Annotated in this window: 9 protein-coding genes and 3 tRNA genes; 11 read left to right on the top strand and 1 reads right to left on the bottom strand. The window is 43.9% G+C overall.

From position 1 onward, the window contains the following. Window positions 1-216 precede the first annotated feature (216 nt). The 8 genes from gltB to DBZ36_RS04420 all read left to right on the top strand — a co-directional run bounded on the left by gltB (window position 217) and on the right by DBZ36_RS04420 (window position 10,075). Window positions 217-4,857, top strand: a complete 4,641-nt coding sequence (gltB, locus tag DBZ36_RS04385; protein ID WP_120353711.1) for a glutamate synthase large subunit — start codon at window positions 217-219, stop codon at window positions 4,855-4,857. Window positions 4,858-4,866: 9 nt separating this feature from the next. Next, on the top strand, window positions 4,867-6,354 hold the full coding sequence (locus DBZ36_RS04390; protein ID WP_120353712.1) for a glutamate synthase subunit beta: 1,488 nt from the start codon (window positions 4,867-4,869) through the stop codon (window positions 6,352-6,354). Window positions 6,355-6,569: 215 nt separating this feature from the next. Continuing rightward, window positions 6,570-7,214 carry a UvrY/SirA/GacA family response regulator transcription factor gene (gene uvrY / locus DBZ36_RS04395; RefSeq protein WP_120353713.1) on the top strand — a complete coding sequence of 215 codons (645 nt, stop codon included), beginning with the start codon at window positions 6,570-6,572 and terminating at the stop codon, window positions 7,212-7,214. A gap of 80 nt (window positions 7,215-7,294) precedes the next feature. Continuing rightward, window positions 7,295-9,052, top strand: coding sequence for an excinuclease ABC subunit UvrC (uvrC, locus tag DBZ36_RS04400; RefSeq protein ID WP_233558107.1), 1,758 nt, complete (start codon window positions 7,295-7,297; stop codon window positions 9,050-9,052). Window positions 9,053-9,097: 45 nt separating this feature from the next. Continuing rightward, window positions 9,098-9,640, top strand: coding sequence for a CDP-diacylglycerol--glycerol-3-phosphate 3-phosphatidyltransferase (gene pgsA, locus DBZ36_RS04405; RefSeq protein ID WP_120353715.1), 543 nt, complete (start codon window positions 9,098-9,100; stop codon window positions 9,638-9,640). Window positions 9,641-9,789: 149 nt separating this feature from the next. Then, window positions 9,790-9,865 (top strand) — tRNA-Gly (locus tag DBZ36_RS04410). Between the two features lie 27 nt (window positions 9,866-9,892). Beyond that, a tRNA-Cys gene (locus DBZ36_RS04415) sits at window positions 9,893-9,966 on the top strand. A 23-nt stretch (window positions 9,967-9,989) separates the two neighbouring features. Next, window positions 9,990-10,075: transfer RNA gene (locus DBZ36_RS04420), tRNA-Leu, on the top strand. An 845-nt stretch (window positions 10,076-10,920) separates the two neighbouring features. Here the strand turns inward: DBZ36_RS04420 and DBZ36_RS04425 are convergent. After that, on the bottom strand, window positions 10,921-11,190 hold the full coding sequence (locus tag DBZ36_RS04425) for a hypothetical protein (protein WP_120353716.1): 270 nt from the start codon (window positions 11,188-11,190) through the stop codon (window positions 10,921-10,923). Between the two features lie 397 nt (window positions 11,191-11,587). Here DBZ36_RS04425 and rarD point away from each other — a divergent pair, with 397 nt between their 5' ends. Genes rarD through DBZ36_RS04440 form a run of 3 tightly spaced genes read left to right on the top strand, consistent with a single transcriptional unit; the run spans window position 11,588 to window position 14,307 of the window. Beyond that, window positions 11,588-12,499, top strand: coding sequence for an EamA family transporter RarD (rarD, locus tag DBZ36_RS04430; RefSeq protein WP_233558093.1), 912 nt, complete (start codon window positions 11,588-11,590; stop codon window positions 12,497-12,499). Between the two features lie 6 nt (window positions 12,500-12,505). Further along, on the top strand, window positions 12,506-13,687 hold the full coding sequence (locus DBZ36_RS04435; RefSeq protein ID WP_120353717.1) for a multidrug effflux MFS transporter: 1,182 nt from the start codon (window positions 12,506-12,508) through the stop codon (window positions 13,685-13,687). 17 nt (window positions 13,688-13,704) lie between these two features. Further along, the gene (locus DBZ36_RS04440) at window positions 13,705-14,307 is read left to right on the top strand and encodes a glutathione S-transferase family protein (RefSeq protein ID WP_120353718.1); all 603 of its coding nucleotides are present in this window, start codon (window positions 13,705-13,707) and stop codon (window positions 14,305-14,307) included. The last annotated feature ends 24 nt before the right edge of the window (window positions 14,308-14,331 follow it).

Genomic DNA, 14,331 nt, shown 5'->3' on the forward strand with positions numbered 1-14,331 from the left:
AGCCATAAAGACCATAATAGAACGACTATTAGCAGTATATGTAGTGTTAATCACTACCATTAGAGCCTTAAGTAGACTTTTAGACCATTAAAAGGCCATCTGCTCAGTGAAAAATTATGCTAATTTGGAGTGTTTGCTTTTGTGTGTTCTCGTTATGGACAACCAGAACCTCAGTTGCAATACCTAAATGTAATAGCAGTAAATAGGAATTACTGGATGACAAACACAATGCAACAACCCGCAGGACTATATCGGTCCGATTTTGAGCATGATGCCTGTGGCATCGGCTTTGTAGCTCACCTCAAAGGGCGTAAAAGTCACGATGTGATTGAAAACGCTTTGACCATGCTAACCTGTATGGAACACCGTGGTGGTACGGGCTGTGATGTAGATAGTGGCGACGGTGCCGGCATTCTTATTCAACTTCCCCACGAATTTTTTAAAGAAGAGAGCACTAAGCTCGGATTCTCCTTGCCTAAACCAGGTGAGTACGGCGTCGGTATGGTGTTTTTCCCAGCCGATCCTGACATTCGTCAAGAATGCAGAGAAATTCTTAATCGTAATATTAATAAGCTTGGCTTAGAACTGCTAGGTTATCGCGTGGTTCCAAAAGACAATAGTAGTCTTGGTAAAGCTTCCGTTGATAATGAACCACAGATTGAACAAGTCTTTATTGCTCGCCCCGCATCGTTAGACCAACAGATTTTCGAACGAAAACTGTTTGTTCTTCGAAAATATACACTGCATTTAGCTGATGCCACAGTGACCGGGGTAAACGAAGATTTTTACATCGCTTCAATGTCCTCTCGCACGATTGTATTTAAGGGCCAGCTAACGACAGCGCAAGTGCGTCGTTATTATGTGGATCTTCAAGATCCGCGTGTTGTTTCAGCGATTGCGATGTTCCACTCACGTTTTTCAACAAATACCTTCCCTGCGTGGCGTTTAGCACAGCCGTTCCGTTATATGTCGCATAACGGCGAAATCAATACGGTAAAGGGCAATGTTAACTGGATGAAGGCTCGACAAGCGTTGTTTGAGTCGGCAAATTTCAGCAAAGTAGAATTGGATATGGTGACGCCGATTTGCGATGTCACACGTTCAGACTCCGCAAACCTTGATATGTGCGTAGAATTGCTGGTATTAAGTGGTCGTCCTCTCGCTCAAGTAATGATGATGGTGGTACCTGAAGCTTGGCAAAGTCAAGATGACATGGACCCCGTCAAACGTGCGTTTTACGAATATTACGCATGCATTATGGAGCCCTGGGATGGTCCGGCATCAATTTCATTTACTGATGGTAAAGTTATTGGCGCAACATTAGATCGAAATGGTCTTCGTCCTTCTCGTTACTGCGTGACTGATGACGATATGGTGATCATGGGCTCTGAAACGGGTGCTTTGATTGTTGACCAAAGTAAGGTCGTCGCTAAAGGGCGTCTACAGCCTGGTAAAATCTTTATTGCCGACCTTGAGCAAGGTCGCATCATCGCTGATGATGAAGTGAAACATCAAGTCTGCTCATCCCAGCCTTATGGGGAATGGGTTGCTAAAAATAAAATTGTACTTGATGACCTTCCATTACCAGAAGGCGGTGATCGTTTTGCAACACAACACAGTTTAGACAAGCGTCAAAAAGCTTTTGGTTACTCCCAAGAAGATATCAACGTTGTATTGAAATCAATGGTAGCTACCGCTAAAGAGCCATTGGGTGCGATGGGTACTGATACGCCATTGGCAGTTTTGTCAGACCAAAACCCTCATTTGAGTCACTATTTTAAGCAGTTGTTTGCTCAAGTAACTAACCCGCCAATAGATCCAATTCGTGAAGAAATGGTGATGTCGTTGCGTACATATGTGGGTGCTGATTTAAACCTACTTGACGAAACGCCCAAGCATTGTCGTAAAGTAGAAATCAAACAACCGGTTTTAACTAACGAACAACTCGCAAAGCTTCGCAGTATCGACCAAAATCATTTCCAAGCTGCGACGATTCATACGACGTTTAAAGCTAGCGGTAAAGAAGGGTCCCTAGAGAAAGCACTCGAGCGTATTTGTCGTCATGCAAAAGATGCCGTAGAAGATGGTTTCTCTATACTAATTCTTAGTGACCGTAAGGTAGATAGCGATCATGCAGCAGTACCGTCTGTACTTGCTACAGCTGCGGTGCACCATTCGTTAATTCGAGCGGGTCTACGCGCTTATGCTGACTTAGTGGTTGAATCAGGTGATATCCGTGAAACTCATCACCTTGCGACAGTATTAGGTTATGGGGCGGCGGCGGTTAACCCTTATCTAGCAATTGAAACCTTGTTGGATATGCGCGACCAAGCGATCATTGATTCAAGTTTAAGCAACGAACAAGTGATTCAAGCCTACAGCAAAGCTGTCAATGGTGGTCTGCTTAAGATTTTCTCGAAAATGGGGATCTCGACCCTACAAAGTTACCAAGGTGCTCAAATCTTTGAAGCTCTTGGAATCGAACAGTCTGTGGTTGATCGCTATTTCACTGGAACCGTGACTCGAATTGGTGGACTTGGTCTCAATGGTATTGCCCAAGAAGCCTTAAATCGTCATCGTGAAGGATTTCCGACCGACGACAACCCGTTCAGAGATTCGCTGCTTCGAAGCGGTGGCGACTATGCATGGCGTCGTGATGGCGAAAAGCATTTGTTTAACCCGGATACTGTACGCTTGTTGCAGCATGCAAGTTCAACCAACAATAATGACGTATTTAAAGAGTATGCGCGTAAAGTCGATGAGCAAAGCAAAACGGCCTATACATTACGTGGTCTACTGAAGTTCAATTCAGACCGACCTAGCATCGCTTTGAGCGAAGTGGATTCAATTGAAACTATATTGAAGCGTTTCGCAACTGGCGCCATGAGCTTTGGTTCAATCTCCTGGGAAGCCCATACCACACTTGCAATTGCAATGAACCGTATTGGTGGTAAGAGTAACTCAGGTGAAGGCGGTGAAGACCCAATCCGCTTTACACCCTTAGAAAATGGCGACTCAATGATCTCTAAGATCAAACAAGTTGCGTCCGGTCGCTTTGGTGTGACTAGCCATTATTTGGCTAATGCTGAAGAACTACAAATTAAAATGGCACAAGGGGCTAAACCCGGCGAAGGCGGACAGCTACCCGGTGATAAAGTTGATGCTTGGATTGGGAAAACTCGTGGCTCTACGCCGGGCGTTGGGCTTATTTCTCCGCCGCCTCATCACGATATTTATTCTATCGAAGATTTAGCTCAGCTTATTTACGATCTTAAAAATGCTAACCGCGAAGCACGAATCAACGTCAAGTTAGTATCAGAAGCAGGGGTTGGTACGATAGCCTCAGGTGTATGTAAGGGTTATGCCGATGTGGTTTTGATTGCTGGATATGACGGCGGCACCGGTGCTTCTCCTTTAAGCTCGATTAAACATGCGGGTTTACCTTGGGAGTTAGGATTGGCTGAAACTCACCAAACCTTAATCCAAAATGGTTTGCGTGACCGGATTACAGTTCAAGCCGATGGTCAATTGAAAACTCCTCGCGACTTAGCTATCGCAACGCTGTTAGGCGCAGAAGAGTGGGGTGTTGCAACCGCAGCTTTGGTTGTGGAAGGGTGTACGATGATGCGTAAGTGCCATCTAAACACTTGTCCGGTTGGTATTGCCACTCAGGATAAAGAGCTACGTGCTCGTTATGCTGGTCAAGTTGATCATGTGGTTAACTTTTTCAAAATGCTTGCCGAAGGCTTGCGTGAGATAATGGCAGAGCTTGGCTTTAGAAGTATTAACGAGATGGTCGGTCAAAGTCAGTGCCTAACACCTCGTGATGACTTAGAGCATTGGAAATTTACGCAAGTGGACTTAAAACCCTTACTTTATAAGCATCCAATGGCTGATAAAGTATCTAACTATAAAACCCAAGAGCAAAAACACCTGATCCATGACATTGTGGATCGTGAGCTCATGATTGAGGCTGCATCTGCTCTTGAAAGTGGCACTAAGGTACATCTTGAAAAACCAATACTAAATACTAACCGCAGCGTTGGTACCATGTTGTCGAACGAAGTTTCGAAACGATATGGTGCTGAAGGTTTGCCGGAAGACACGATTAATGTGAAGTTTAAAGGCAGCGCAGGCCAAAGCTTTGGTACGTTTGTTGCCAAAGGCATTAGCTTTGAACTTGAAGGCGATGCGAATGACTATTTCGGCAAAGGCTTGTCTGGTGGTAAATTAATTGTTTATCCTGATCAGAGTGCTCCATTTAGTGCCCGTGACAATATCATCGTGGGTAATGTTGGCTTCTTTGGCGGCACTAGTGGTGAAGCGTATATCAATGGTATTGCTGGGGAGCGTTTCTGCGTTCGTAACTCAGGTGTGACCGCTGTTGTTGAAGGCGTTGGTGACCATGGTTGTGAATACATGACCGGTGGTAAAGCCGTCATCCTTGGTGAGACAGGTAGAAACTTCGCAGCCGGTATGTCTGGTGGTGTGGCTTATGTACTTGATAAAAATCAGAAGTTTGCAGCTCGCTGCAACATGGAAATGGTCAAACTAGGAAGTGTTGAGCAAGCTGACGAAGCCGCGGAACTTAAGTCTCTTGTTGAGAGCCACTTAAAGTACACGGGTTCTGATATCGCTAAAGAATTGTTAGACAACTGGGACCATGCTTTGACGCAGTTTGTTCGTGTTATGCCTGTTGATTTTGAGCGTATGCAAAACTATATGCAAACTGCGCGTGAAAGTGGCGAATACGAGAACGAGTATGATATTGCAGTAGCAGCATTTGATATGCATATGGCTAGTGTTACGGGCGCAAAACCAGTGCCTAAAGTGTCAAACGCAAGTCAAGCTGTCTAGGAGAGAAAAATGGCTAACCCAACTGGATTTATGAATATAGACCGCAATTTGAGTGCCGACCGCGATCCTAGTGCGCGCTTGATTGACTGGCTAGAAGTCAAATCACCGATGAGTGAGCAAGCAACGATGGATCAAGCTTCACGTTGCATGGATTGTGGAATTCCTTTTTGCCATAGCGGTGATTCAGCAACAGCGCCGCGTGTCGCAGGTTGCCCTGTAAACAACTTGATTCCTGAGTGGAATGATTTGGTTTATCGTGGCCGCTGGAAAGACGCAATAGATCGTCTGCACAAGACCAATAACTTCCCAGAGTTTACCGGCCGTGTTTGCCCTGCACCTTGTGAAGATTCTTGTGTGTTAGGTATTAATGCGCCACCAGTAACGATCAAAAACCAAGAGCTAAATATTATTGAGCGTGCGTTTAAAGAAGGATGGGTAAAAGCTAATCCTCCAGCAACGCGAAGTGGCAAAAAAGTTGCGGTAATTGGTAGTGGTCCTGCTGGATTAGCAGCAGCTGTGCAGCTTAATTCTGTAGGCCACCTGGTTACTGTATACGAACGAGCCGACCGCATTGGTGGTTTACTTATGTACGGTATACCGAACATGAAGCTTCAAAAGGAATATGTTGAGCGTCGCGTGCAGTTGATGCGAGAAGAAGGCATTAACTTTGTGGTGAATACGGAAATTGGCAAAGACATTTCTGCTAGTCGCCTTAAAGATGATTACGACAGTGTACTCATCGCAACTGGGGCTACAGTCCCAAGGGATTTAGCGGTAAAAGGTCGCGAACTTGATGGCGTGCATTTTGCGATGGAGTTTTTGGGTAAAAATACCAAGAGCTTGCTTGATAGTGAACACAAAGATGGCCAGTATATTTCTGCGAAGGATAAACATGTTGTGGTTATCGGCGGCGGTGATACCGGTACTGACTGTGTTGGCACATCATTGCGTCATGGCTGTAAGAGTGTTATTCAACTTGAGATCATGCCGCAGCCACCACTTGAACGTGCAGAGAATAACCCGTGGCCTGAGTTTAAACGCACCTTAAAGCGTGACTATGGTCAAGACGAAGCGATTGCCATTCAAGGCGAAGATCCGCGTCGTTATCTCATGCTGACGCAAAAGATTGAAGGTGAGAGTGGCAAAGTCGAATTTGTGCATACCACTAAAATTGAGTGGGCTAAAAATGCAGAAGGTCAAATGATACCTATGCCTATTGCCGGTAGTGAAGAGAAACTACCTGCTGACCTGGTTTTGCTCGCTATGGGCTTTATGGGACCTGAAGGTGGCGTGCTTGACCAACTGGGCGTCGCAAAAGATGCGCGTAGTAATGCGCAAGCTGAATACGGTGAGTATGATACGAATATCCACGGTGTTTTTGCCGCTGGTGATGCGCGTCGTGGCCAAAGCCTAATTGTATGGGCTATTAATGAAGGACGTGGCGCGGCTAAGGCTGTCGATACCTATTTAATGGGGCGTAGTTACTTACCCGATTAATACAGTTGCAGGTACATGATGTAAGCTAGCAATAGCATTATTCATAGCAAACTCAGAATAACTAAGCCTAGCTAATCGCTGGGCTTTTTTGTTAAATTGTGAGATATAATCCATGCTTTGTCTTTCCTTTGACACAGGCTTAGGATATAACATCAATCCTGCTTGAGCTGTAAAATAATGTTCCGCGTCTCAGGCTCACTAACGGAGAACCTTCCTTGATAAACGTATTGTTGGTTGATGACCATGAGTTAGTGCGAACAGGGATACGCCGCATTTTAGATGACGAACGGGGATTTAAAGTCATCGGAGAAGTTGATAGTGGAGAGGGCGCTGTACAGTGGTGCAGAGAGAACCAAGCCAATATCATTCTAATGGATATGAACATGCCGGGTATTGGTGGCTTGGAGGCTACCAAGAAAATCCTGCGCTATGATCCGGACGCCAAAATAATAGTGCTAACGGTACATTGTGAAAATCCTTTTCCTACCAAAGTTATGCAAGCTGGGGCTAGTGGTTACTTGACCAAAGGCGCTGCTCCCAATGAAATGATAAATGCCATTCGGGCTGTGAATTCTGGTCAGCGTTACTTATCTCCAGAAATTGCACAACAAATGGCATTGAGCCAGTTTAGCCCAAGTGACGAGAATCCTTTTCAGTCGCTTTCAGAACGCGAGCTGCAAATCATGTTGATGATCACCAAAGGTGAAAAGGTGACTGATATTTCCGATCAGTTGAACTTGAGCCCTAAAACGGTGAATAGCTATCGCTATCGTTTATTCCAAAAGCTGGATATCGGTGGTGATGTAGAGCTCACCCACCTAGCGATACGTCACGGTATGCTTGACTCTAAAATGTTGTAAGAGAAGCTGTGAGCGAAGAACAGGAATTTGATAGCCAACAGTTTTTAAAGCATGTTAGTGAGCGTAGTGGTGTTTACAGGATGTATGACAGCACTGCTTGCGTTATTTACGTGGGTAAAGCCAAAAACCTCAAAAATCGCCTCAGTAGTTATTTTCGTAGTAAAGTAGACAGTCCTAAAACACAGGCTTTAGTTGCCAATATTGCGCAAATCGAAGTCACTATTACTCATACTGAGACCGAAGCTCTCATTCTTGAACACAACCTGATCAAGAAATATCTGCCTCGCTACAACGTGTTGTTACGTGATGACAAGTCGTATCCCTTCATTTTCCTGAGCGCTCATAAACATCCACGCTTAAGCATGCATCGCGGTGCAAAAAAGGCTAAAGGTCGCTATTTCGGACCTTATCCAAATGGTGGTGCTGTTCGCGAAAGCTTGCACTTAATGCAAAAGATATTTCCGATCCGTCAATGTAGTGATAGCGAATATGCAAATCGCACTCGCCCTTGTCTTCAATATCAGTTAAAACGCTGCAGTGCACCTTGTGTTGGCTTTGTAACTCAAGAGGATTACCAACATCAGATTGATTTGGCAACTTTATTCTTAGAAGGTAAAGGCCAAGCTGTCATCAATGATTTGGTGCACGATATGCAGCGCGCTAGTGATGAAATGGCCTACGAGAAAGCAGCCATGCATCGTGATCAAATCCAAGCTATGCGTCGAGTTTCAGAGCAACAGTTTGTCAGCGGTGATATCGAGCAACTTGATTGCGTAGGGTTTGCATTTGCTAGTGGCATGGCCGTAGTACACCTATTGTTGATTCGCCAAGGAAGCGTATTAGGCAGCCGCAGCTATTATCCAAAAGTGCCAAAAGGAAGCGAGCCTCAAGAAGTACTGCGTAGTTTCATTGTCCAGTATTACTTAGCAGAGCAACGTAAAGGACAAGTGGTCAAAGAGATTATTCTCAGTCACGATGATGAAGAATGGCGAAGTATCAGCGACGCCATTAGTAACGGTAATAGTCATAAAACTAAAATCACGGTGCCACAGCGCGGTGATAAAGCTAAATTTGTTCATCTGTCTAATACCAATGCACAAATAGCTTTGCAAACACGTCTCAATCAGCGCTCTACAATACACCAACGATTAGTTGAACTCGAAAGCTTACTTGAGATTGAATCTGGTATTAAACGCATGGAATGCTTTGATATTAGCCATACCCAAGGAGAGCTTACAGTGGCTTCGTGTGTGGTGTTTAATCGTGAAGGTCCGTTGAAATCGGATTACCGGAAATTTAATATCGAAGGCATTACAGGTGGCGATGATTATGCGGCCATGGCGCAAGCATTAAGCCGACGTTATCGAAACCAAAGTGACGATGACAAAATGCCAACTGTACTTTTTATTGATGGCGGAAAAGGGCAACTGTCTGCAGCTTATCAAAGTATTGACCAACTCGATTTAAGCCCAGAGCCGCTGCTAGTTGGTGTTGCTAAAGGGGTTACCCGTAAGGCTGGATTAGAAACCTTGCTTATTGGTCGAGAAATGGAAGCAAAACATTTACCTTCTGATAACGGCGCCCTGCATCTAATACAGCATATCCGTGATGAGAGTCACCGCTTTGCAATAACTGGACACCGTCAACGACGCGATAAGGCCCGCCGCACTAGCGTACTTGAGGGAATTGATGGGGTAGGGCCAAAACGTCGTCAAAACATTCTGAAGTACCTCGGTGGCTTGCAAGAAGTGCAAAAGGCAACCGTTTTAGAGTTAGAAAAAGTGCCAGGGATCAGTAAACAGTTAGCACAGACCATTTATGATGCGTTGCATCACTAGCTATATACAGGCAACATAGAGCCTGAAGTCCATTGAAGATGAATCATGAATAATATTCCTAACATCCTGACTATGTTTCGTGTGGTATTGATTCCAGTATTTTTGGTATGTTTTTACCTGCCAACAGAAAATGCCGGGTTCTGGTCAGCTCTCGTTTTTACTTTCGCCGCTTTTACCGATTATCTTGATGGATACTTAGCGCGGCGGCTTGGCCAATCGACTCCTTTTGGTGCCTTCCTCGATCCAGTTGCAGACAAATTAATGGTTGCCGCTGCTTTAGTTGTTATTGCTGAGTATTTTCAAAGTCCGTGGGTTACCGTGCCTGCGATTGTTATGATTAGTCGTGAGATAGTTATTTCTGCTCTACGTGAATGGATGGCCGAATTGGGCAAACGCGGCAATGTTGCGGTATCTTCACTAGGGAAGTACAAAACAACGTTTCAAATGATCGCAATTACTGCTTTGCTTTGGAATGGTTATCAATGGATGACCGTAATAGGCACTGTATTGCTATTTATCGCGATGGTTCTTACCTTGTGGTCAATGGTGGTTTATTTACGTGCAGCATGGCCAACATTACGTCAATAAGTTGCTTATTTGTACTCGGCCGTCTAATTTTCAGGCGAACGGACCAAAATTACAAAAAAGGTGCTTGACCTGAACGCTCAGCTCGCTAAAATGCACCTCATTCAAACAGCGCAGCAAATTAGCTAACTGCTTGAAGTATGAATCTAAACGCGGCACTAGCTCAGTTGGTAGAGCGCGACCTTGCCAAGGTCGAGGTCATCGGTTCGAACCCGATGTGCCGCTCCAAGATTCAGCCCTTTGGGCAACAGTGATGGCGGGTTGGCAGAGTGGCTATGCAGCGGATTGCAAATCCGTGTACCTCGGTTCGACTCCGGGACCCGCCTCCATCACAACAAAATTTGAAAATTGTGCGGCCATGGTGAAATTGGTAGACACAAGGGATTTAAAATCCCTCGCTTAATAGGCGTCCCGGTTCAATTCCGGGTGGCCGCACCACTTTTCAAATGTAAAGAACCAGCTTAGCGCTGGTTTTTTTGTATCTAATTTCCTGGCCTTTCATTTTTTTTAATCACAATAGAACTTCTTTTCGCTGCTATGTTTATTTAACGGAACCCTCATTCTTCTCTTTGTTGTAGATTAGCCTCCTTCCAATACAGCTATTGAGTACAACAGCTGTTCATACTAATTCATAACTTCATGACCATAGAGTGCGATAAAGTGCACGTGCTTATATATAATGTGCACCAACAGCGCTATGTTTGACGGGAATACAAAGAGCTGCGCTTTACCAGCAAGTTCCAAGCTGTCTTAGATAGTTTACTTTCGATAATCAAATGGGAGTACGGCTATCTCAAAGCGCTAAATGCGCATTATCCCAACATCACAAGCTCTGTCAAAGCTCGGATTATACCAATCCCATTATATTTTTGGTCTTATACTTGTTGTACTAAAACGCTTAGCTTTAGGAAGAAGTCGCGGTTATTAGCGGTCTAATGACAAGAGTTATGACGACAAGATTGGTGTTTTAGTCAAACAATAGTGATCAATAAATTACTGTGATTGGTATTACTTACCCGATGAGCTAGTAATTCTACGGCGGCGGTTTGGAATGGGTGCTCTGCATAGGTAAAACATCAGCAAGTATTCTGGTGAAGCGGTTAAACTGCAGTGAAAGAGTTGCTTTGCAACTTGATTTGCAATCTGAACCGCTTATCGAGAGTATAATTTCTAAGTTGTATTAGGCTGTACTAGTTCACTACCTTGTGGACGTTAATCACATCAAACATTGAGCACGAAGATCAGTTGGGCAGGGCAGCCAGCATTCGCTGGCTGCCCTAAAGTTACGTTTGCTGGTTCAATGACTGTTTGCTTAAGTGCCATTTCCAGAACTGGTAGTTTTGTCCCTGTTTGGCTTTATCAGACGCTTTAATTGCTAATATACGGCTTTCTGGATCTAGGCCTATATCTTTTGCAATATGCGCACTCATACCGGTAAAGCGAATACGGGCTTTACGCTCTACTTTTAGCCAACGTTGAACTTCGAGATGGTTTTGATACCGAATTAAAATTTCTAGAACGGTGCTTATAATACGAATTTGAATAGACATCATGTCATTAGGTTCCCTATTAAAGAGCGAAATGACACGATGCTAGGATCAAAAAAGCTGCGTCATTTCGCAGCTTCTTGTTAAAAAATTAATTTTTATTTCAAGGTGTTAGCTGCTTATCCTGTAGTCGGTATCCGACATGTGACATAGACGGATAGCGTAGATGGATTTATTAGAAAGTTGTTTCATGGCTACCTCGTCTTAAACAGTTACACTTGAGAGCAAAATATAACCAATCAAATTTAATACTGCAACAGTTAAATCAAAAAAATATAAATATTAGTAAGCTTAGAATAAAAACTATATTTGTAATCGTTATTTAAATAATTAACTGTTATCCCTTGCGTATATGCAATGTTTAGTTTCTGATGAAGCTTAATTCTCGCTAGAGTATAAAGTTGTGAGTCGTAAACCCCGTTCAAAAACAGCTATCGGCCTAATAGCCTCTATAAATGCCTCATGCCTTTTCGCCTTGTTTCCCGCCTATGTATTGCTGATGCCCGAGCAAGCGCAATCTGGGAACTGGTTAGCGGCTCAGCGCATCGTTTGGAGCTGCGTTATTTTGATGTTTGGCTTGGGATATTTTGGCCAATTTAAACAACTGCTGGCGTTAGTACGTCAATGGCGGATGTACCCCATTTATGCTTTGGCTGCATTACTGGTTGGTTGTCAGTTTTGGTTGTTTCTTTGGGCTCCAACCCAAGGACAAACGCTATCCGTAGCTTTAGGCTATTTTGCGCTTCCACTTGTGCTGGTTGTCGTTGGCCGGTTTGTGTATCAGGAAAGACTACGATTTTTGCAGTGGATAGCAGTCGCTATAGCTAGTTGTGGCGTTGCTTATGCGTATTTGTTGGCGCAAGGTTTGTCTTGGATAGTGTTAATGGTAGCTTTAGGATACCCAATGTATTTTATGCTACGCCGTCGCTACCCTTTACCTAGCCACTTAGCATTTAGTTTAGACAATCTCTTTTTGTTACCCGTGGCAATTATTTACATTCTCAGTTTTCATTCTCAAATCATTGCGTTTGAGGCTTTTTCCGCTTGGATTTACTATCTTGGTCTTGGTGTATTAGGTAGTATCTCAATGCTGCTATTTTTGCTTGCATCGCGTAGCTTATCGTTAACTATATTTGGCTTAATGAGCTACCTAGAACCGACATTGGTATTTGCAGTTGGCTGGTTATTGGGAGAACGTTTAGATCCCGGACAATGGCCTATCTATTTATTGATTGTTCTCGCATTGTTGGTGCTAGCTACCGATGGTCTTATTCATATTTATCAACAACGTCGCGCAGTGCGACCTTCACAGTGAGTTTATATGCAACACATGAATGACACCCGTTTTGCGGTGTTAATGGCGCTAATCATTGCGGCATCTCCATTTGCGATTGACGCTTATTTGCCAGCAATACCTTACATGGCCAGCTATTTCTCTGCGGGTATTGATCAAGTTGCGAACACTATTAGTCTGTATATCTTAGGTATGGCCTTTGGACAAATAGTCGGCGGGCCAATGGCTGACCGATTTGGTAAACGTGTCATGATCCTTGCCGGTTTGAGTGTGTTTGCTTTAAGCAGTCTCATGATTGCATTATCTGAGCAACTGATTTACGTCCAAGCCTTTCGATTGATACAGGCGCTTGGTGGTGGTTTTGCTATGGTTTGTGTCTCACCGTTAATCCGTGAACGGGCGACGGGTAATGCAGCAGCGAAATTGTTCTCATTAGTGGGTTTAATCATGGTGGCCGCTCCCGCGATTGCACCTAGTGTCGGTGCGCTACTGATTAACTTCTTTTCTTGGCAATCTATATTTTACTTTTTGTGTATTTATGCGGTGGTCGTGACATTTATTTCTATGTCAGCTATTCCGAAAGACAAACCGATCAAGTCCGCCTCGAGCATCAGTGCCTTGCAGCGTTACCGCAATGTTTTAACTAATCGAAGTGCAATCAAATACATTTTTATCCAAGGATGCGCGTTTAGTGTGATGATTGTATTTGTCACAAATGCATCCTTTATCTACCAAGACTATTACCAGTTCTCTGATCAGAGCTTCGCTGTTTTGTTCGCGCTTAACATTATTATGATGGCCATAGCCAATCGACTTAATAACTACTTTTTGAATCGATACTCAGCAGAAACCATCATGCGTTTTGCTCTGGGAGTTCAGATGCTTGCGGTAATCGCGATGTTTTGCATGAACGTATTGGAAGTTGCTCCAGGTTTAATGGTTGTTGGTATTGTATTTAGTGTGGGCGCACAAGGAGCTATAGCTCCAAATTGTAATGCTATTTACATTAGTCAATTTAACCAAGATACCGGTAGTGCCTCAGCATTAATCGGTAGTATTCAGTTTTTTATGGCAGCTGTCTTGGGGGGCGTTTCAACGTTCTTCTTTGATAGTAGTCTATGGCCGGTGATAACGGTGATGTTAATTCTAGCTATGTTAGCAAACGTATTAGCACAGAGAAAACTGCCAGTCGGCATGATGCAAAACTAAAGAGCTAGGAGTTTGAAATGTTAAGAATTTACGGTGATAGGTTCTCTGGAAATTGCTATAAAGTTGAACTCGTCAGTCACATTTTAGGTTTAGACTTTGAATGGATTAACATCGACATACTTGCAGGCGATACACAGTCCAGTGAGTTTTTAAAAATGAATCCGAATGCGAAAATACCACTCTTAGTACTGCCTGATGGGCGTTGCTTATCTGAATCAAATGCGATAATTAACTTTCTTGCGGATGCAACATTGCTTAGTCCAAGCGACAAGTATGAGCAAGCGTTAATGCAGCAATGGCAGTTCTTTGAGCAATATAGTCACGAACCTTTTATTGCAGTTGCACGATTTATTAATAAGTATTTAGGCTTACCTGAGTCACGCCAACAAGAATATTTGGACTTACAAGTAGGTGGGCATAAAGCTCTAGCGGTTATGGAGCTGCACCTGCACCATAACCAATACTTAGTTGGCAATCAATTGAGCTGCGCGGATATTTCCTTGTATGCATATACTCATGTTGCCCATGAGGGGGGGGTCGAACTTACCGATTATCCAGGTATCTGCGCTTGGATGAGACGTATTGAGGGTTTGGCTAGTTATCGAGCGATGGCAACGTAAGGCTGCTGTCAGACAGCATGACCA

The organism is Alginatibacterium sediminis, assembly GCF_003610775.1.
Classification (GTDB): domain Bacteria; phylum Pseudomonadota; class Gammaproteobacteria; order Enterobacterales; family Celerinatantimonadaceae; genus Alginatibacterium; species Alginatibacterium sediminis.

What these genes read in the sequence shown, in the direction of transcription:
- gltB (WP_120353711.1), top strand. Translation starts at nt 217, where the DNA reads ATGACAAACACAATGCAACAACCCGCAGGACTATATCGGTCCGATTTT.
- DBZ36_RS04390 (WP_120353712.1), top strand. Translation starts at nt 4,867, where the DNA reads ATGGCTAACCCAACTGGATTTATGAATATAGACCGCAATTTGAGTGCC.
- uvrC (WP_233558107.1), top strand. Translation starts at nt 7,295, where the DNA reads ATGTATGACAGCACTGCTTGCGTTATTTACGTGGGTAAAGCCAAAAAC.
- pgsA (WP_120353715.1), top strand. Translation starts at nt 9,098, where the DNA reads ATGAATAATATTCCTAACATCCTGACTATGTTTCGTGTGGTATTGATT.
- DBZ36_RS04425 (WP_120353716.1), bottom strand. Translation starts at nt 11,190, where the DNA reads ATGATGTCTATTCAAATTCGTATTATAAGCACCGTTCTAGAAATTTTA.
- DBZ36_RS04435 (WP_120353717.1), top strand. Translation starts at nt 12,506, where the DNA reads ATGCAACACATGAATGACACCCGTTTTGCGGTGTTAATGGCGCTAATC.
- DBZ36_RS04440 (WP_120353718.1), top strand. Translation starts at nt 13,705, where the DNA reads ATGTTAAGAATTTACGGTGATAGGTTCTCTGGAAATTGCTATAAAGTT.